The organism is Streptomyces sp. NBC_01244 (genome assembly GCF_035987325.1).
GTDB lineage: Bacteria > Actinomycetota > Actinomycetes > Streptomycetales > Streptomycetaceae > Streptomyces.
The window spans coordinates 2,567,064-2,586,027 of record NZ_CP108488.1; the positions used below are offsets into that span (position 1 = coordinate 2,567,064).

Genomic DNA, 18,964 nt, shown 5'->3' on the forward strand with positions numbered 1-18,964 from the left:
GCCCCGGCGCCCGCTGATGGCCGCCGGAACTCCGGCGGCCATCAGTGCGTGGTCCCCCCGAGGTTCAGCAGCACGACCCCGGCGATCACCAGCGCGATGCCGCCGATCTTCGCGGCGGTCGCGGCCTCCCCCATGAAGACCATGCCGATCGCGGCGATCGCGGCCGTGCCGACGCCGGCCCAGATCGCGTACGCCGTCCCCACCGACATCGACTTCAGCGTCTGCGCGAGCAGGGTGAAGGCGATGACGTAGCCCACCAGCGTGATCAGCGAGGGCCACAGCTTCGTGAAGCCCTCGCTGAACTTCATGGCGGTGGTACCGGCGACCTCTGCGACGATGGCGGCGGCGAGCAGTATGTAGGGCATGCGTACGACAGTACACATCGTTATGGACAGTCGTACATATCTGCGTGTCCCCGGGACTTCTCCGGCCCCGGCCGCTACGGTGTCGGCGCGGCGGCACCGGGGCGCGCCCACCGGGGGACGGGAGATCCGCATGACCCAGGACGGAGCGAGGGGCGGGTCGCGGTGGACGCCCTGGGGCGGCGGCTGGCTGCCCCCGCAGGCTCCCCGGCCCGGGGTGATATCCCTGCGGCCGCTCACCCCCGGCGAGATACTCGGCGGGGCCTTCGCCGCCCTCGCCCGCTACGGGGTCCGCCTCGCCACCGCCATGCTCCTCGGCCAGCTCGCCGCGCTACTGCTGGTCGCCGCGGCCGTCCTGACCGCGCTCGCGCTGCACGCCCGGCCCGTCGACGCCCTGGTTCCCGCCGCGGCCCTGGCCACCCTGGCGACCTGCGCCCTGGCCTCCGCCCTGACGGGCGCCGTGCTCCTCCCGGCGGTACTCGGCCGCCCCGCGACCGCCCGTACGCTGCTGCGCGCCGCCGGCCCCCGCTGCGCGGCCGTCCTCGGCACCCAGCTCCTGATCCTCGGAGCCGTGGCCGGACCGGGCGCCGCCGTTCTGGCCGCCGGGCTGCCCCCGCTCCTGGCGGCGGCCACCCTGCCGGCCGCACTCGGATGCGGGGTCCTGTTCGCGCTCGCGCCCACGGTCGCGGCCTGCGAGGGGCGCGGCCCGCTCGGCGCCCTGCGCCGCTCGGCCCGCCTGGTGCGCGGGGCCTGGTGGCGCACGCTCGGCCTCACCGCTCTCGCCGCCGCGATCGCGCTCGCAGCGGCGTACGCCGTCCAGTTGCCCTTCGCCTTCGCCGGGGCGCTCAGCCTGATCCCGGCGGTGGACGGCGGCTTCGTGCACGCGGCCCTCACCGCACTCGGCGGGATGCTCGCGCAGACACTGCTGCTCTGCTTCCCGCAGCTCACCGCCGGTCTGCTCTACGCAGACCGGCGGATCCGCCGCGAGCACCTGACCGAGGAGCTCACCAGGCAGTCTGCGCAATCAGGGGAGCTCAGTTCAGCGTGAACCAGGCCGCGCGGGACTTCTTCCACTCCGGGTGGGTGAGGTCCTTGGCTTCGGCGCCGTCCCCGTACAGGTCGGCGGAGCCACTGTCGGTGATCAGCTGCACCCGCGCGCCCGCGACCGAAAGGTCGGGCACCGCCACGATGGCCTCCCAGCCGCCGGGGTCGGTGGTCGGCAGGTCGGCGCGCTTGACCGGGGCGTGGCCCGCGATCCCGTCCCACTGGTAAAGGGCATAGGGGTCGGAGTTGTCGTCCGCCGCCCGGGAGCCGGCCAGGATCAGGTACTGGTCGGCGGCGTTCTTGCGGATGTCACGGATCGCGAGCCCGCCGAGGTCGAGCTCGATGCCCGCGCCGAAGGTGGCCTTGGTCCCGCTGGAGATCACCTTGTCGAAGTTGGTGACGGGCACGACCAGCGCCTTGCCGCCGATCACCGCCGGGGCCAGCGGGGCGCGGAAGCCCAGGTAGGCGGTGGTGGTGGAACCGGGAGCGAACTCCAGGCCCTCCACGTTGAACCCGTCGATCTGCTTCGGCGCCTCACCGGCGGCCGTACCGGCGGCGAAGCCGTAGCGGTTGCCGTTGGCCTTGTCCCAGGCGACCAGGTCCTCGCGGACCTTCTTGTACGAACGCCCGTACGCGAGCTGCGCGGTGGAGCCCGAGCCGCTCAGCGTGGTGGTGAACACCGTGTTGCGGGGCGCCTTGTACTCGCCGTCCTTGTTGTTGCCCAGCGAGCCCGTCCAGTAGATGGTGCCGCCGATCAGGGTCGCGCCCTCGATGTCCACCTCCTTGGTGACGCCGAGCTGCGAGCTGAAGTCCCAGGTCCTGACCGGGGCCGCGGAGTTGGCGCGGTCGTACAGGCGCAGCACGTTGCTCTCGTCGTCGGCGACGACCGTGTACCCGCCGCCGACGTCCACGGCGGCCGAGGAGTCGGAGGCACCGGTGAAGTAGCGCGCTTCGGCCGGGTTCTGCACCGCCGCGGAGGCCGCGAAGTACAGCGTCTTGGTGGCGGTCTTGCCGCCCAGCCCGGTCACCTTGACGGTGAGGTTGGTGTAACCGCGGCCGCGCGCGGCGACCGCCAGCTTGCGGACCGCGCCGGTCCCGGTCACGCTCACGTCGCCGGTCCCGGCGACCGTGGCCTTGCTGGACGCCGAGGCGCTCACGGTGAGCGCGGAGACGTCCGCGCCGCTCTGCGCCACGGTCACGTCCACCGTCGGGTCACCCGTCGCGCCGACGGCCCCGGACAGGTAGGAGGCGGACAGCGAGATGGTGGGCGTGCCGTACGTCACCGCCTGCGCGGGCATCGTCGTGGCGGCGATCAGCAGGGCGGCGATGCCGGCGGCCCCGAGGTACGTCTTCTTCATCGTCTTCCCATGCTGCGTGTTCATCGGTGACCTCCGCGAATCGGGCTGAGCGCGAACCATCCCGACCGGGACTTCTTCCACTCCGGGTGGTCGAGGTCCTTGGCTTCGGTGCCGTCGCCGTACAGGTCGGCGGAGCCGCTGTCGGTGATCAGCTGGACGCGGGCGCCGGGCAGCCGCAGGTCGGGTACGGAGACCACGGCTTCCCAGCCGCCGGGGTCGGTGGTCGGCAGGTCGGCCCGCTTGACCGGGGCGTGGCCCGGGACGCCGTCCCACTGGTAGAGGGCGTACGGGTCGGAGTTGTCGTCCGCCGCCCAGGAGCCGGCCAGGACCAGGTACTGGTCGGCGGCGTTCTTGCGGATGTCACGGATCGCGAGCCCGCCGAGGTCCATCTCGATCGCTTCGCCGAAGACCGGCTTGGCCGCGCCGGCCACGACCTGGTCGATGTTGGTGACGGGCACGACCAGTGCCTTGCCGCCGGGCACCGCGGGCGCCAGCGGGGCGCGGAAGCCCAGGTAGGCGGTGGTGGTGGAACCGGGAGCGAACTCCAGGCCCTCGACGTTGAACCCGTCGATGCTCTTGGGGATCTTGCCGGCCGCCGTGCCCGCCGCGAAGCCGTAGCGGTTCCCGTGGGCCGTGTCCCAGGCGATCAGGTCCTCGCGCAGGCCCTTGTAGGCGGAGCCGAAGACGATCTCGGTGTCGGCTCCCGTCCCGGTGAGCCGGGTGGTGAAGACGGTGTTGCGCTCGGCCTTGTACTTGCCGTCCTTGTTGTTGCCGAGCGAGCCCGTCCAGTAGACGGTGTCGCCGACGCGGGCGGCCGCCTCGATGTCGGCTTCCTTCTTGATGCCGAGCGCGGGGCCGAGGTCCCAGGTCTTCACGGGGGCGCCCGAGCGCAGCCGGTCGTACAGGCGCAGCACGTTGGTCTCGTCGTCGGCCACCAGCGCGTAGCCGCCGCCGACGTCCACGGCGGCCGAGGAGTCGGCGGAGCCCGTGAGGTAGCGGGTGGTGAAGGCGCCGGTGCCCACCCGCGCCGAAGCGGCGTAGGAAAGGGTGGCCGTGGCCGTCTTGCCGCCGCGGCCGGTCACCCGGAGCGTCAGGTCGGTGTACCCCTGGGCCCGCGGGTGGACGGTCAGTTCGCGGTCGCCCTGCCAGGTCCGCGCGATGCGCACGTCGCCGGGCCCGGCGACCGCCGGGTTGCTGGAGGAGAGGACCTCGACCTTGAGGAAGGCGGCGGGCATCCCCTCCTGCGCGATGTCCACGGTGACGGCCGGGTCGCCGATCGCGCCGACGGCCCCGGACAGGTGCCCGGCGGAGAGCGCGATGCTCGGTTCGGCGGCGGCTTCCTGGGCGGCGTGCGCGGGCGCGGCCAGTCCTGCGGCGAGCAGGGCGGCGGCTCCGGCGGCTCCCACGGCACCGAGGCGGCGTGCCGGTGAAGGGCGAACGGTCAACGGAGGTCCTCTCGTCTGCGCCGTCACGATGTGACGGCCGTCGAGAAGATTCGGCCACCGTGGCCAACTCCCGGTGCACGCGGCCGGTCCGCCGGGAAAACAGACGACCCCCGGCACATCCGTGCCGGGGGTCGTCTGTTCATTCGGCCGTCGGACGGCCGTCGTGCGGGGTCTTGCCTGGGGCAGGCGTCGATCAGACGTTGAAGCCGAGCGCGCGCAGCTGCTCGCGGCCGTCGTCGGTGATCTTGTCCGGGCCCCACGGCGGCATCCACACCCAGTTGATGCGCAGTTCGCTGACGATGCCGTCCGTAGCCGACTTCGCCTGGTCCTCGATGACGTCCGTCAGCGGGCAGGCCGCCGAGGTGAGCGTCATGTCGAGGGTCGCGATGTTCGCGTCGTCGACGTGGATGCCGTAGATCAGGCCCAGGTTGACGACGTCGATGCCCAGCTCGGGGTCGACCACGTCGTAGAGGGCCTCGCGGACCTCTTCCTCGGTGGCCGGCTTGATGGACGCCTCGGGCGTCGCGTTCTCGGTCATGCCGTCTTCCTCTCGGCGTCGCCCAGTGCCTGGGCGGTCGCGTCCTTCCAGGCCATCCAGCTCAGCAGAGCACACTTCACCCGGGCCGGGTACTTGGAGACGCCGGCGAACGCGACCGCGTCCTCCAGCACCTCCTCCATGGCCTCGTCGGGCTCGATCTTGCCCTTGGACTGCATCAGCTCCAGGAAGACTTCCTGGATCTTCCGCGCCTCGCCCAGCTCCTTGCCGACGAGCAGCTCGTTCAGTATCGACGCGCCGGCCTGGCTGATGGAGCAGCCCTGGCCCTCGTACGAGATGTCCGTGAGGGTCTCGCCGTCGTACTTCACGCGCAGGGTGATCTCGTCACCGCACGTCGGGTTGACGTGGTGCACCTCGGCGTCGCCGTCGCGCAGGCCTCGCCCGCGCGGGTGCTTGTAGTGGTCCAGGATCAGTTCCTGGTACAGGGATTCCAGCTTCACTGCGCCCTCGTCGCCTTCGTCGCTTCGTCTTATCCGAAGAAGTTCCGTACGTGCTCCAGCCCGTCGATCAGTGCGTCGACCTCGGCCGGAGAGGAGTACAGGTAGAAAGACGCTCGCGTCGTCGCCGGAATTCCGTACCGGAGGCAGACCGGGCGGGCGCAGTGGTGTCCCACGCGGACCGCGATGCCCTGCTCGTCCAGTACCTGGCCGACGTCGTGCGGGTGGATGTCACCGAGCACGAAGGAGATCGCGGCGCCGCGGTCCTCGGCCGTGGTCGGGCCGATGATGCGCAGGTCCGGGACCTCCGCGAGGCGCTTGATCGCGTACTCGGTGATCGCGTGCTCGTGCGCGGCGATCTTGTCCATGCCGATCGCGGTCAGGTAGTCCACGGCCGCGCCGAGGCCGACGGCCTGGGCGATCGGGGGCGTACCGGCCTCGAACTTGTGGGGCGCCGGGGCGTACGTCGAGGAGTGCATCGAGACGGTTTCGATCATCTCGCCGCCACCCAGGAAGGGCGGCAGGTCCTCGAGCAGCTCCTGGCGGCCCCAGAGGACGCCGATGCCGGTCGGGCCGCACATCTTGTGACCGGTGAAGGCCACGAAGTCCGCACCGAGCGCCTGCACGTCGAGCGGCATGTGCGGAGCGGCCTGCGAGGCGTCGATCAGCACCAGTGCGCCGACCTCCTGCGCGCGCCGGACGATCGCCTCGGTCGGGTTGACCGTGCCCATGATGTTGGAGACCAGCGTGAAGGAGACGATCTTCGTCTTCTCCGTGATGACCTCTTCGATGTTGGACAGGTCGAGCCGGCCGTCGTCGGTGAGGCCGAACCACTTCAGCTTCGCGCCGGTGCGCTGCGAGAGCAGCTGCCACGGGACGATGTTGGAGTGGTGCTCCATCTCCGTGATGGCGATCTCGGTCTCGCGGTCGACCCGGTAGGGCTCGTCCGCCCAGCCGAGCATGTTCGCGACCAGGTTGAGCGACTCCGAGGCGTTCTTGGTGAAGATCACCTCGTTGCGGCTCGGAGCGTTGATGAAGGCGGCGACCTTGTCGCGAGCGCCCTCGTACAGCGCCGTGGCCTCCTCGGCGAGCACGTGCACGCCGCGGTGGACGTTGGCGTTGTGCTGCTCGTAGTACTCGTTCAGCGCGTCGAGTACCTGGCGGGGCTTCTGCGAAGTCGCCGCGTTGTCCAGGTAAACGATCTTCTTCCCGTCGTGGACCACACGATCCAGAAGGGGGAAGTCCTTGCGGATCGCCTCGATGTCGAGGAGGCCAGGCAGCTGTGTCACGCGGTCGCGCCACCCTTCGTGCTGTACGACTCGTAGCCTTCGGCCTCCAGCTTGTCGGCGAGCTCGGCGCCACCGGACTCGGCGATGCGGCCCTCGGAGAAGACGTGGACGAAGTCGGGCTTGATGTAGCGGAGGATCCGCGTGTAGTGCGTGATCAGCAGGGTGCCGACCTCACCGGTCGCGTGGACGCGGTTGACGCCCTCGGAGACCTGACGCAGGGCGTCCACGTCGAGGCCGGAGTCGGTCTCGTCGAGGATCGCGATCTTCGGCTTGAGGAGCTCCAGCTGCAGGATCTCGTGGCGCTTCTTCTCACCGCCGGAGAAGCCCTCGTTGACGTTGCGCTCGGCGAAGGCCGGGTCCATCTGGAGCTGCTCCATCGCGGACTTGACCTCCTTCACCCAGGTGCGCAGCTTCGGCGCCTCGCCGCGGATGGCGGTGGCCGAGGTGCGCAGGAAGTTGGAGACCGAGACGCCGGGGATCTCCACCGGGTACTGCATCGCGAGGAACAGGCCGGCGCGGGCGCGCTCGTCGACGGACATCTCCAGGACGTCTTCGCCGTCGAGGGTCACGGTTCCACCGGTGATGGTGTACTTCGGGTGACCGGCCAGCGAGTACGCCAGGGTGGACTTGCCGGAGCCGTTCGGACCCATGATGGCGTGCGTCTCACCCTGCTTGATGGTGAGGTCGACGCCCTTGAGGATCTCGCGGGCGCCCTGCTCGGCCTCGACGGAGACGTGCAGGTCGTGGATTTCAAGCGTTGCCATGGATACCTCAGGACTCCTGGGTGAGGGAGACGAGCACGTCGTCCCCTTCGATCTTTACGGGGTAAACGGGGACAGGGCGCGTCGCGGGCAGACCGGACGGCTTGCCGGTGCGCAGGTCGAAGGACGAGCCGTGCAGCCAGCACTCGATCATGCAGTCTTCGACCTCGCCCTCGGAGAGCGAGACGTTCGCGTGCGAGCAGATGTCGTTGATCGCGAACACCTCACCCTCGGCGCGGATGATGGATACCGCAGTGCCCTCGAGCTCGACCCTCTTGGGGGCGTTCTCCTCGAGCTCGCTCAGCGCACAGGCCTTGATGTAGGTCATCAGACGGAACCCTGGAGCTCGGTCTCGATCTTGGAGAGCAGGCGCTCTTCGATGTCGTCGACACCGATCTGCTGGACGAGCTCGGCGAAGAAGCCGCGCACGACCAGACGACGGGCCTCGTCGGCCGGGATGCCTCGGGACTGCAGGTAGAAGAGCTGCTCGTCGTCGAAGCGGCCGGTCGCGGAGGCGTGGCCGGCGCCGACGATCTCGCCGGTCTCGATCTCCAGGTTCGGCACCGAGTCGACCCGCGCGCCGTCCGTGAGGACGAGGTTGCGGTTCATCTCGTAGGTGTCGGTGCCCTCGGCGGTCTTCTCGATGAGCACGTCACCGATCCAGACGGCGTGGGCGTCCTGGCCCTGGAGCGCGCCCTTGTAGACCACGTTCGACTTGCAGTGCGGGGCCTTGTGGTCGACCAGGAGGCGGTGCTCCTGGTGCTGACCGGCGTCCGTGAAGTACAGGCCGAAGAGCTCGGCCTCGCCGCCGGGACCGGCGTAGTTCACGCGCGGGTGGAGGCGTACGAGGTCTCCGCCGAAGGTGACCACGATCGACTTGAAGGTCGCGTCGCGGCCGACCAGGGCGTTGTGCTGGGAGCAGTGGACGGCGGTGTCGTCCCAGTCCTGCACGGAGACCACGGTGAGCTTGGCGCCGTCGCCGACGAGGAAGTCCACGTTGGCCGCGCGCACGCCGTCACCGGTGTGGTCGATGACGATGACGGCCTCGGCGAAGGCCTTCACGTCGAAGACGGTGTGGCCGAAGGTGGTGCCGCCCTCGCCGTGCAGCGTGACGCGCACGGGCTCGGTGAGCACCGCCTCCTTGGGCACGGTCACGACCGTGGCCTTGGCGAAGGACGAGAACGCCTGGGCGGCGACCCGGTCCACCGGGGTGCCGGCCTTGCCGACGCGGGCGTCGTCGCGCTCGACGGATTCGATCGTGACGCCTTCCGGCGCGTCGATCTGGGCCTTCATGGTGCCGTTGGCGACCGCGGTGCCGTCGTGCAGACCCTTGAGGCGGGCGAGCGGCGTGAAGCGCCACTCCTCCTCGCGGCCGGTGGGCACGGGGAAGTCCGCCACGTCGAAGGACGGGGGGGCACTCATCCGGGTGGCGACGGTGGACTCGGCGGCCACCGCGATCGCGCCGGCGGTGGTCGAACCCGCCGGAATGTTCTGAGCCTCAGCCATGGCTGTCGTGTTGCTCTCTTCCTTAAAGAATCTGCTGCGGGACGTCGGGCGGGCCGGGACTAACCGACCGAGCCTTCCATCTGCAGCTCGATCAGCCGGTTCAGCTCCAGCGCGTACTCCATCGGCAGCTCACGGGCGATCGGCTCGACGAAGCCGCGCACGATCATCGCCATGGCCTCGAACTCCGTCAGACCGCGGCTCATCAGGTAGAAGAGCTGGTCGTCGGAGACCTTGGAGACGGTCGCCTCGTGGCCCATGGACACGTCGTCCTCGCGGACGTCCACGTAGGGGTAGGTGTCCGAGCGGGAGATGGTGTCGACCAGGAGCGCGTCGCACAGCACGTTGGACTTGGAGCCGTGGGCCCCTTCGCCGATCTCGACCAGACCGCGGTACGAGGTGCGGCCGCCGCCTCGGGCCACCGACTTCGAGACGATGTTGGAGGAGGTGTTCGGCGCCATGTGGACCATCTTGGATCCGGCGTCCTGGTGCTGGCCCTCGCCCGCGAAGGCGATGGAGAGCGTCTCGCCCTTGGCGTGCTCGCCCATCAGGTAGACCGCCGGGTACTTCATGGTGACCTTGGAACCGATGTTGCCGTCGATCCACTCCATGGTCGCGCCCTCGTACGCCACGGCGCGCTTGGTGACCAGGTTGTAGACGTTGTTCGACCAGTTCTGGATCGTCGTGTAGCGGCAGCGGCCGCCCTTCTTCACGATGATCTCGACCACGGCGCTGTGCAGCGAGTCCGAGGAGTAGATCGGGGCGGTACAGCCCTCGACGTAGTGGACGTAGGCGTCCTCGTCGACGATGATCAGCGTCCGCTCGAACTGGCCCATGTTCTCCGTGTTGATACGGAAGTAGGCCTGGAGCGGGATGTCGACCTTGACGCCCTTGGGGACGTAGATGAACGAGCCGCCCGACCACACGGCGGTGTTCAGCGAGGCGAACTTGTTGTCGCCGACCGGGATGACCGTGCCGAAGTACTCCTGGAAGAGCTCCGGGTGCTCCTTGAGCGCGGTGTCCGTGTCGAGGAAGATGACGCCCTGCTCCTCCAGGTCCTCACGGATCTGGTGGTAGACGACCTCGGACTCGTACTGGGCCGCGACACCGGCGACGAGGCGCTGCTTCTCCGCCTCCGGGATGCCGAGCCTGTCGTACGTGTTCTTGATGTCCTCCGGCAGGTCCTCCCACGAAGCGGCCTGCTTCTCGGTGGAACGCACGAAGTACTTGATGTTGTCGAAGTCGATGCCCGAGAGGTCGGAACCCCAGTTGGGCATGGGCTTCTTGCCGAACAGCTTGAGGCCCTTGAGGCGGAGGTTCAGCATCCACTCCGGCTCGGACTTCTTCGCCGAGATGTCGCGGACGACCTCCTCGGAAAGGCCTCGCTTGGCGACCGCACCGGCCGCGTCGGAGTCGACCCATCCGTATTCGTAGGTGCCCAGGCCATCGAGCTCAGGGTGAGCAGTCTCCGTGGTCATGCGGGGTTCCTCCCGGCCGTACTTGCAGATACTGATGTGTCGGTCTGTGTGGCGCCTGTGGCACGGACGCCGTTCCCACTGCGTGGAATGAACGTCGTGCACACCCCGTCGCCGTGGGCGATCGTGGCGAGACGCTGCACGTGCGTCCCGAGCAGGCGGGAGAAGACCTCGGTCTCCGCCTCGCAGAGCTGCGGGAACTGCTCGGCGACGTGTGCGACCGGGCAGTGGTGCTGGCAGAGCTGTTCACCGCTGTGCGGACCGGGAGCGCTCTTCGCCGTAGCAGCGTACCCGTCTCCGGTCAACGCCTTGGCAAGGGCCTCGGTACGTTCCGCGGGGTCGGCCGCTTCCACGGCCTCGCGGTAGGTCTCCGCCTGCGCCGTCAGCCTGGCCTTCGCGAAGGCGGCCACGGCCGCCTCGCCCTGCTCCCCGCCCCCGGCGGCCTGCGCGATCCAGCGCATGGCGTCGGCGGCGAGCGAGTCGTAGGACTGGTCGAAGGCGTCCCGACCGCAGTCGGTCAGGGCGAAGACCTTGGCGGGCCGACCTCGGGTCCGCGCGCCGTACACACGCTGCTCACGGGGTTCGACGACGTCGTCGGCGACGAGCGTGTCGAGGTGGCGGCGAACGGCGGCCTGGGTGAGGCCGAGGCGCTGGGCGAGGTCGGCGACGGTGGAGGGACCGTGGTCCAGGATCGACCGCGCGACCCGGTTGCGGGTTGACCGCTCCCCGGTCGCGAGTTCGCCCTGGGGGGCCTCGCTCATCCGTTCGCCGTATTTCACAACGCCATTGTTGCGTAATTAGTCGGGCCCCGACAAGCCGTGATGGAGGCCACCTCTGGTGGCCTCCATCACTAAGGGTTACCTTATTTATCTACGGAGCGTTAAGCGGAAGTCGACTCTCCGGCTTCCCGCAGGGCCCCGCCGGTGAACCAGTAAACGGCTCCCACCAGCAAACCCCCGCCCACGACGTTCCCCGGCACGGTGAACATCAGATTCCGGAAAAGATCACCGAACCCCGCTGAGCCATCCAGGATCGCGAGGCTGAAAACAGCCATGTTCGCTACACAGTGTTCGAATCCGACGGCAACAAAAACAGCCACGGGCAGCCACAGGACGAAAATCTTGGCGGCATCGCCGCGGGCCCGGGTGAACATCCAGATGGCCAGGCAGACCAGCATGTTGCAGAGGACCGCGCGCCAGAACAGCTGCCCGCCGCTCAGCGCCATCTTCCCGTGCACCATTTCGGTGAGCATGGACCGCGCCGAGGGCGAGGAGACCACGCCGGAGGCGTGCACCATGGCCCCGAAGGCGAAGGCCCCGGCCAGGTTCCCGGCCAGCGAGAGCGTCCAGGACAGGATCAAGTCCCTCGGACCGGTCCGCCCGGACAGGGCGCCGACCAGCATGACCATCACGTTGCTGGTGAAGAGCTGGGCGCCGGCGAACATCACGATGGTCAGGGCGATCGGGAAGACCGCACCCTCCAGCAGCTTCACGGCCGGCGAGCCCTTGGCCACGAACGGCGAGATCGCGACCAGGAGCAGCACCTCGCCGATGGCGATGTAGGCGCCCGCGAGCATCGCCGACACGAAGTAGCGCGGCGGATGCCCGAGGTCATGGGCCTTGTGCTCGGCCTGCCCCGAGGTGGCTTCGACGTTCTGAGCGATGCTGTTCACCATTCGACGTTAGGGTCCGGCCGCATCCCGGGGCGGACGATAAAGTCACGAATGCGCAGGTCCGTGACCCTTCGGGGGCGGGACCTACGACCCCACCCCGGTCACCTCCCACGGCTCCGTAGACTCACTCCCCATGAGCAACGACCCCGCCGTGGAAATCCGCGGACTGGTGAAGCGGTACGGCCCCAAAACGGCGGTGGACGGCCTGGACCTCACCGTCCGGAGGGCCTCGGTCACCGCAGTCCTTGGTCCCAACGGCGCGGGCAAGACGACCACTGTGGAAACCTGCGAGGGCTACCGCCGCCCCGACGCCGGATCCGTCCGCGTCCTCGGCCTCGACCCCGTGACCCGGGCCGAGTCCCTGCGCCCGCGCATCGGCGTGATGCTCCAGTCCGGCGGGGTCTACTCCGGCGCCCGGGCCGTCGAGATGCTGCGCCACATGGCCAAGCTGTACGCCGACCCCCTGGACGTCCCCACCCTGGTGGAACGCCTCGGCCTCGGCGGCTGCGGCCGCACCCCCTACCGCCGGCTCTCCGGCGGCCAGCAGCAGCGCCTCGCCCTCGCCATGGCCGTCGTCGGCCGCCCCGAGCTGGTCTTCCTGGACGAGCCGACCGCCGGCCTCGACCCGCAGGCCCGCCGCGCGACCTGGGAACTCGTACGGGAACTGCGCGCCGACGGGGTCTCGGTCGTGCTCACCACCCACCACATGGACGAGGCCGAGCAGCTCGCGGACGAGGTCGCCATCGTCGACGCCGGCAAGGTCATCGCCCACGGCACCCCCGACGCGCTGTGCCGTGGCGGCGCCGAGAACACCCTGCGCTTCACCGGCCGCCCCTCCCTCGACGTCGGCTCCCTGCTGAAGGCCCTGCCCGACGGCACCCAGGCCGCCGAGCTCCTCCCCGGCGTCTACCGGGTCACCGGCGACGTGGATCCCCAGCTGCTGGCCACCGTCGCCTCCTGGTGCGCGCAGCACGGGGTGATGCCCGCCAGCCTCTCGGTGGAGCGGCACACCCTCGAAGACGTCTTTCTTGAGCTCACCGGTAAGGAGCTGCGCGCATGAGCGCCGGTACGTTCACCCCCCGCCCGGGGGCCGCGCCCGTGTCCCGCATGATCCTGGCGCAGACGGCTCTGGAGACCCGGATGCTGCTGCGCAACGGGGAGCAGCTCCTGCTGACCGTGATCATCCCGGCGCTGCTGCTGACCCTCTTCTCCGCGGTCGACATCGTCACTGTGCCCGTTCAAGAGGGGGGCTCGGGCAAGTCGGTGGACTTCCTCGCCCCCGGGATCCTGGCGCTGGCCGTGATGTCCACCGCCTTCACCGGGCAGGCCATCGCCACCGGCTTCGACCGCCGCTACGGGGTCCTCAAGCGGCTCGGGGCCTCCCCGCTGCCGCGCTGGGCGCTGATGGCCGCCAAGACGCTGTCGGTCCTGGTCACCGAGGTGCTGCAGATCGCGCTGCTGACGGTGATCGCCTTCGCCCTGGGCTGGTCGCCGCACGGGAACCCGCTGTCCGTCGCCCTGCTGATCCTGCTCGGCACCGCCGCCTTCTCCGGGCTCGGCCTGCTGATGGCGGGCACCCTGCGGGCGGAGGCCACCCTGGCCGCCGCCAACCTGGTCTTCCTGCTGCTCCTCGTCGGCGGCGGGGTGATCGTTCCGATGGACAAGTTCCCCGGAGCGGTCCAGTCCGTGCTCGGCCTGCTCCCGATCTCCGCGCTCTCCGACGGACTGCGCGAGGTGCTCCAGCACGGGGCCGCGCTGCCCTGGGGCGACGCGGCCGTGCTGACCTGCTGGGCCGTACTCGGACTCGGCGCTGCTGGGCGCTGGTTCCGCTGGGATTGACCCCGCTCCCCCGCAGGCGGGGGAACTTCCTGGCTCACGCCGCTCACCCGTCCAGCGGACGGATAAGTCTTCCGCGATCAATGCCACCCGGGTTGCGACCCGCCTGGTTACGCAGCGTCACCATACCATCACTCGAATGGCCTGGGGTTTGATCGGAACACCCGCACCCGGCCGGGCGTTCCCTGGGAGGATGAGCACCTTCACGCATGGAGCCGGGGGGCTGACATGGCGCAGCGGGAGGCCGTTCTGCGGCTGGACGAACAGTGGGCACGGATCCGGTCGGGCGCGGCGCACGCGGAGCCCGCGGAGGCCGACGCCCTGCTGGCCGAGCTGATCGGAGCCCTGCGCGAGCCGGCCCGCGCCGACGCCGAGTGCGCGGCCCGGCTGGGTCTGCGCCTCGGCGACCTGGCGGCCCGCCGGTTCGCGGGCGGGGACCGGGGTGGGGCGCTGGCCGCCATCGAGGAGGGGCTGCGGTTCTCGCAGCAGGCGGCCGGGCACGCGGCCGAGTACGCCCGCTGGTACGCCCGGGGCCTGATCAACCAGGGCGTCTGGCTGTCCTGGCCGCTCAGCGACGGGGAGCGGCTGCCGAAGCACCCGCTGGGCCCCGGCTCCGAGAGCGGCCCGAGCCCCATGGAACGGGCCGCCGGCGAGCGGGCCCGGGACCTGACGCGCGGCGCGGTCGAGGTCTGGGCGGCCCTGGACCAGGAGGATCCGGTCAATCAGCGGGGCCTCGCGCAGGCGAAGGTGTTCCTCGGCGACCGGCTCGCGGAGCTGGGCCTGGCCGAGGAGTCCGTGGCCTGGGCGGTCGACGCGGAGGGCTCCTTCCGGCGGCTGCTGCTCGCCGCTCCCGGCTCCGACGAGTCGCAGGAGGCCGAGGAGGCCCTGGACCACATCGGCCGCCAGCTCGAACTGCGGCTGCGCTTCCTGTCCTTCGCCTCCCTGGCCGGCCTGCGCACGCGCGGGCTGCTGCCCGAACGGCTGCTGCCCCAGGCCGTGGTGGCCGCCCGCGTCCAGGGCGTCCCCGAGGCGGAGATCGCCGCCGGGCTGGGCCTGGAGGCCGACCAGGTCCACACGATGCTGGAGGTGACCCCCTGGGTCGCGGTGTGGCGCGTCGAGGTCCGCGGCCCCGACGGACTGTGGAACGTACAGCCACATCCCTGGCATAGCGGGGCAGAAGTCAGAAATAGGACAGCCGAGGATGTAGGGGCTGAATTGGTTCGGGGATTCGCGGCCTCGGCCGACTACCCGGGCGAGGGCGCCCCTTGGCGGATCCGCGTCTGGTGGCACACGGAAGGCGACCCCGCCGGGGCCCGGTTCCGGCTGGTCATCGGCCCTGAGGGAGCAACCGCCACCCCCTCGTGAAACTTTGCACAAGTGTCCGCGTACGATAAGGGCCGTGTTGACCCCCCTCTCATATCTCGCCAGCCGCTGGACGCCGTCACCCCGGACCGTCCGGCGAGCCGCGCTCGCAGCGGTGCTCATGAGCGTCGCCATCGTCATCACCGGCGGCGCGGTGCGGCTGACCGGATCCGGTCTCGGCTGCGACACCTGGCCCAAGTGCACGAGCGACAGCCTGATCGTGACCCAGGAACAGGGCTTCCACGGCGCCATCGAGTTCGGCAACCGCATGCTGACGTACGTGCTCTGCGCGGCCGTTGGCTGGGCGATCACCGCCGCCCGCTGCGCCAAGCCGTGGCGCCGTTCACTGACCCGGCTCGGCTGGCTCCAGTTCGCCATCGTGATGGGCAACGCGGTCCTCGGCGGCATCACCGTCCGCACGGGCCTCAACCCCTACAGCGTGGCCGGGCACTTCCTGCTCGCCACCTCGCTGATCGCCGTGACGACGATCACCTGGCAGCGCACCCTCGAGGGTGACGGCCCGGCCCGGCCGCGCGTGCCCGCTCCGGTGCGCAAGCTCTCGTGGGCGCTGCTCGCGGCCACCGCCGTGCTGATCGCGGCGGGAACGGTCGTCACCGGTTCCGGCCCGCACGCCGGTGACAGCAGCGAGATCAAGCGGATGCCGTTCGACTGGTCGGCCACCGCCCACGTACACGCGGTCTCCGCCTGGGTGGTGTGCGCGCTCGCCGTCGCGATGTGGCTGGTGCTGCGCGTGGTCGACGCCCCCGTGGACACCCGGGCGCGCGCCCGCGACCTGCTGATCGTGCTGCTCTCCCAGGGCGCCATCGGTTACGTCCAGTACTTCACCGAGGTGCCCGAGGCCCTCGTGGCGGCCCACATGCTCGGCTCCTGCCTGGTGTGGATCTCGGTCGTCCGGGTGGTCCTGAGCCTGCGCGAACGTCCGTCCGAGGAGGCCGGGATCCCGGCCCAGGGCGACGCCCGCCTCGCCGCGGTCTGACCCACTGACCCACCGGGGCCGACCGCCGGTCAGCCCCGCTCGTCAGCCCCGCCCGTCAGCCCCGTTCGTCCAGCCGGTAGACGCGGCGGGCATTGCCCGCCGCGACCATCGCCGCCACGCGCTCCGCGTCCCGCCAGGACCAGGAGCCGTCGGCGACCCAGCCGCCGAGCACCCGGCCGAGCGCCTCCCGGAAGACCAGCGCGCCCACCGCGTGCAGTTCGGGCAGCTGCCGTCCGCCGCCCGAGAACATCAGCTTCCCGAACGGCGCGGTCTCCAGGCACTCCGCCAGAACGGCGGCCGCCCGCGCCCCCGTGGGCCCCAGCGCCGCGCCGAGGTCGGCGTGGACGTGCGGGAAGGCCGCGGCCAGCCGCGCGGCCTGCCGGTGGTGGGGGTACCCGCCGATCAGCACCAGCCGCGCCCCCAGGCCCTCGGTCGCCCGCAGGAACCCGGTCAGCCGCTCCGGCTCCCCCGGCTCCCCGCCCGTGTGCAGTTGGAGCGGCAGCCCGGCGGACACCGCGCTCCACGCCAGGTGCCGCAGGAGTACGGGATCCCGCAGGGCCCCGCCCTCGGCCCGCGCGGCCAGCCAGCGCCCGGCCGCGCCCCGCACCTCGCCCGGACCGGGCGGCTCGGGCGCGGCTTCGAGGGCCGCTCCCCAGTCCCGGGCATCACTCTCCGCAGCGGGCCGGGCTCCGGCTGCTGCCCCGCAGGTGAAGGCCACGGCCCCGGCCGCGGCGTGGTGGACCGCCCCCGCGAGGTTGGCCAGGAAGTCGGCCACGGTCCCGGAGGTGTCCGCCGCCTGCTCGGCCAGCCTCTCCGGCCGCACCAGCTCGAAGGCCTCCGCCTCGCCGGCCAGGGCCAGTTCCTTGGGCCCGGTGAGGTCCCCGGGCATCCCGGAGTCGACGAGCCGGGCGCCGACCCCGCAGCCGCGCAGCAGCCGGCGGGCCGACTCGGCGGCGCCCAGCTCGCGCCGCCGGGCGAGGTAGCGGGCGGGGGCGCAGTGCGGTTCGAGCCCGAGCAGCGGCGGGCACCAGCGGCGCACCGCGAAGCCGGTCTGGGTGTCGAAGAAGGTGGTGCCGGAGGCGGGCGGGCCGGCCGAGGGGGCGAGCTGGGCCTCGAAGGTGGCGAGGCCGAGCTCCGCACGGAGCACTCCCTGGCAGTACTGGTCCACCAGCGGCGGCGTTTCGATCATCCGGGCATCCCGTTGCGGACGTGAGGAAGGGGCTTCCACACGTCCTAACGGGTGAGCGGGGTGTGAGGTGTTGCTCGTGCTGTTGACCGAGCGGGTGACGCGGAGATGATCAAGAAACGGAGGTGACCAAGAAATGGAAACGATCAAGCCAATGATCAGGGCAACAATCAGGCCAAGATCGATCGGGTCAGGCCGCCGGGTTCGCGGTTCCGCCGAGCTGCATGCCGGCCATCCGGGACCACTCGTACGGACCGGTCCGCACCCGCGCGGCGAACTCGCCGTCGAACTCCTCGTGGAGGGTCAGCCCGGCCTTCTCGGCCGCGAGCCGCGCGGTGTCGTACGCCGGGGCCACCAGGTCGCCCCAGCCTCCGTCGGCGCCGACGAGGACGATCCGGGTGCCCGCCTGGCCGATGTGCGCCAGGTGGCCCTCGGCGCCGCCGTGCTGCTTGGCGAACGCGCCGATCTGCTTGGCCAGCTTCGCGGCCGTACGGTCCTGCTTCTTGTCCGCCGTGGCGGCGGTCTCCTCGGTGTCTGCCATGGGCAGCATGCTACCGGCGAGTAGCCAACGGAGGAAGCATGCACGGAGGAGCCGTAACCCCGAAGGCATCGACCGAGAAGGCATCGACCGGATCAACGATCGACCGGATCAACGGAGGACGCCTGGACGGGGGAAGCCTCAGCGGAGGAAGGGATCCACCGCAACGGCGACGAAGAGCAGCGACACGTAGGTGATCGACCAGTGGAACAGCCGCATCTCCTTGAGCTTCGCGCCCGTCACGCCCGACTTGGCGCGCGCGTTCAGCCCGTGCGCCTCCCACAGCCACCAGCCGCCGGCCACCAGGGCGACCGAGGTGTAGAACCAGCCGGTGTACCCCAGCGGGGTCAGCAGCAGCGAGACCGCCACCATCACCCAGCTGTAGAGGACGATCTGCTTGGCCACGGCCTTGTTGCCCGCCACGACCGGCAGCATCGGCACACCGACGCGCGCGTAGTCGTCCTTCACCTTCATCGACAGCGGCCAGTAGTGCGGCGGCGTCCAGAAGAAGATGACGAGGAAGAGGATGACGGCGGCCCAGGAGACCTCGTTCTTCACGGCCGACCAGCCGATGAGCACCGGCATGCAGCCCGCGATGCCGCCCCAGACGATGTTCTGCGAGGTGCGCCGCTTCAACAGCATCGTGTAGACGACGACATAGAAGAGGAGCGCGCCGAGCGCGAGCGCGGCCGAGAGCCAGTTGATCAGCAGCCCGAAGAACAGGGTGGAGGCGATCCCGAGGCTGATGCCGAAGACCAGGCATTCGCGCGGGCTGACCATGCCGGTCACCAGCGGGCGTCCCGAGGTCCGGTCCATCAGCGCGTCGATGTCGCGGTCGATGTACATGTTCAGCGCGTTGGCGCCGCCCGCGGACAGGTACCCGCCGAAGCAGGTGGCGAGGACCAGCCACAGCGAGGGCACGCCCTGCTCGGCGAGGAACATCACCGGCACGGTCGTGATGAGCAGAAGCTCGATGATCCGCGGCTTGGTCAGTGCCACGAAAGCCATGGCCCGGGCCCCGAACGGCCGGTGGTTGGGGCTCGTCCCGAGCACCCCCGCTGGACGGGATTCGACGGCCGTCACGCACACCCCTGACAGAGAATCCAGCAAGCTCCGACGTGAACCTTTTAAACATGAAGGTCC

At 70.4% G+C, this 18,964-nt stretch carries 20 protein-coding genes; 5 read left to right on the forward strand and 15 right to left on the reverse strand.

The annotated features are described in order from the left end of the window. Positions 1-41 precede the first annotated feature (41 nt). Positions 42-365: a DMT family transporter gene (locus tag OG247_RS11320; protein WP_327252115.1), complete on the reverse strand. Its 324-nt coding sequence runs from the start codon at positions 363-365 to the stop codon at positions 42-44. Between the two features lie 130 nt (positions 366-495). On the opposite strand from OG247_RS11320, the gene OG247_RS11325 reads away from it, so the two are divergent. After that, complete coding sequence (locus OG247_RS11325; protein WP_327252116.1) at positions 496-1,410, forward strand: hypothetical protein; 915 nt, start codon at positions 496-498, stop codon at positions 1,408-1,410. On the opposite strand, the gene OG247_RS11330 is transcribed toward OG247_RS11325, so the two are convergent. The 11 genes from OG247_RS11330 to OG247_RS11380 all read right to left on the reverse strand — a co-directional run bounded on the left by OG247_RS11330 (position 1,397) and on the right by OG247_RS11380 (position 11,902). Next, on the reverse strand, positions 1,397-2,788 hold the full coding sequence (locus tag OG247_RS11330; protein WP_442813255.1) for a DUF3616 domain-containing protein: 1,392 nt from the start codon (positions 2,786-2,788) through the stop codon (positions 1,397-1,399). The genes OG247_RS11325 and OG247_RS11330 overlap by 14 nt on opposite strands. After that, on the reverse strand, positions 2,785-4,209 hold the full coding sequence (locus OG247_RS11335; protein WP_327252117.1) for a hypothetical protein: 1,425 nt from the start codon (positions 4,207-4,209) through the stop codon (positions 2,785-2,787). Before OG247_RS11335 ends, OG247_RS11330 begins: the two co-directional genes overlap by 4 nt. A gap of 193 nt (positions 4,210-4,402) precedes the next feature. After that, positions 4,403-4,747, reverse strand: a complete 345-nt coding sequence (locus OG247_RS11340) for a metal-sulfur cluster assembly factor (protein ID WP_073913993.1) — start codon at positions 4,745-4,747, stop codon at positions 4,403-4,405. Then, a complete protein-coding gene (gene sufU / locus OG247_RS11345; protein WP_266909696.1) occupies positions 4,744-5,205 on the reverse strand; it encodes a Fe-S cluster assembly sulfur transfer protein SufU in 462 nt (153 codons plus the stop codon). Before sufU ends, OG247_RS11340 begins: the two co-directional genes overlap by 4 nt. A 29-nt stretch (positions 5,206-5,234) precedes the next feature. Further along, positions 5,235-6,491 (reverse strand): cysteine desulfurase, encoded by a 1,257-nt coding sequence (locus OG247_RS11350; protein ID WP_327252118.1) that lies wholly within the window; start codon positions 6,489-6,491, stop codon positions 5,235-5,237. Further along, entirely contained in the window at positions 6,488-7,255 is a 768-nt protein-coding gene (gene sufC / locus OG247_RS11355) for a Fe-S cluster assembly ATPase SufC (RefSeq protein WP_327252119.1), read from the reverse strand. Before sufC ends, OG247_RS11350 begins: the two co-directional genes overlap by 4 nt. 7 nt (positions 7,256-7,262) lie before the next feature. Next, complete coding sequence (locus OG247_RS11360; protein ID WP_327252120.1) at positions 7,263-7,580, reverse strand: bifunctional 3-phenylpropionate/cinnamic acid dioxygenase ferredoxin subunit; 318 nt, start codon at positions 7,578-7,580, stop codon at positions 7,263-7,265. Continuing rightward, positions 7,580-8,758 (reverse strand): Fe-S cluster assembly protein SufD, encoded by a 1,179-nt coding sequence (gene sufD, locus OG247_RS11365; RefSeq protein ID WP_327252121.1) that lies wholly within the window; start codon positions 8,756-8,758, stop codon positions 7,580-7,582. The genes OG247_RS11360 and sufD overlap by 1 nt, the downstream gene beginning before the upstream one ends. A 59-nt stretch (positions 8,759-8,817) precedes the next feature. Beyond that, a complete protein-coding gene (gene sufB / locus OG247_RS11370) occupies positions 8,818-10,233 on the reverse strand; it encodes a Fe-S cluster assembly protein SufB (protein ID WP_243338403.1) in 1,416 nt (471 codons plus the stop codon). Next, entirely contained in the window at positions 10,230-10,991 is a 762-nt protein-coding gene (locus OG247_RS11375) for a helix-turn-helix transcriptional regulator (protein WP_327252122.1), read from the reverse strand. The genes sufB and OG247_RS11375 overlap by 4 nt, the downstream gene beginning before the upstream one ends. Before the next feature lie 119 nt (positions 10,992-11,110). Then, the gene (locus OG247_RS11380) at positions 11,111-11,902 is read right to left on the reverse strand and encodes a formate/nitrite transporter family protein (protein ID WP_327252123.1); all 792 of its coding nucleotides are present in this window, start codon (positions 11,900-11,902) and stop codon (positions 11,111-11,113) included. 133 nt (positions 11,903-12,035) lie between these two features. On the opposite strand from OG247_RS11380, the gene OG247_RS11385 reads away from it, so the two are divergent. The 4 genes from OG247_RS11385 to OG247_RS11400 all read left to right on the forward strand — a co-directional run bounded on the left by OG247_RS11385 (position 12,036) and on the right by OG247_RS11400 (position 16,097). After that, positions 12,036-12,962, forward strand: a complete 927-nt coding sequence (locus OG247_RS11385) for an ABC transporter ATP-binding protein (protein ID WP_327252124.1) — start codon at positions 12,036-12,038, stop codon at positions 12,960-12,962. After that, positions 12,959-13,741, forward strand: coding sequence for an ABC transporter permease (locus tag OG247_RS11390; RefSeq protein ID WP_327252125.1), 783 nt, complete (start codon positions 12,959-12,961; stop codon positions 13,739-13,741). Before OG247_RS11385 ends, OG247_RS11390 begins: the two co-directional genes overlap by 4 nt. A 225-nt stretch (positions 13,742-13,966) precedes the next feature. Further along, on the forward strand, positions 13,967-15,103 hold the full coding sequence (locus OG247_RS11395) for a hypothetical protein (protein WP_327252126.1): 1,137 nt from the start codon (positions 13,967-13,969) through the stop codon (positions 15,101-15,103). 4 nt (positions 15,104-15,107) lie between these two features. Then, positions 15,108-16,097, forward strand: a complete 990-nt coding sequence (locus tag OG247_RS11400; RefSeq protein WP_442813256.1) for a COX15/CtaA family protein — start codon at positions 15,108-15,110, stop codon at positions 16,095-16,097. 55 nt (positions 16,098-16,152) lie between these two features. Here the strand turns inward: OG247_RS11400 and OG247_RS11405 are convergent, their stop codons facing one another. The 3 genes from OG247_RS11405 to OG247_RS11415 form a co-directional block, all read right to left on the reverse strand. Then, positions 16,153-17,286: an amidohydrolase gene (locus OG247_RS11405; RefSeq protein WP_327252127.1), complete on the reverse strand. Its 1,134-nt coding sequence runs from the start codon at positions 17,284-17,286 to the stop codon at positions 16,153-16,155. A 187-nt stretch (positions 17,287-17,473) separates the two neighbouring features. Beyond that, positions 17,474-17,824: a hypothetical protein gene (locus OG247_RS11410; protein ID WP_327252128.1), complete on the reverse strand. Its 351-nt coding sequence runs from the start codon at positions 17,822-17,824 to the stop codon at positions 17,474-17,476. 138 nt (positions 17,825-17,962) lie between these two features. Continuing rightward, positions 17,963-18,910 carry a heme o synthase gene (locus tag OG247_RS11415; protein WP_327257428.1) on the reverse strand — a complete coding sequence of 316 codons (948 nt, stop codon included), beginning with the start codon at positions 18,908-18,910 and terminating at the stop codon, positions 17,963-17,965. Positions 18,911-18,964: the final 54 nt, after the last annotated feature.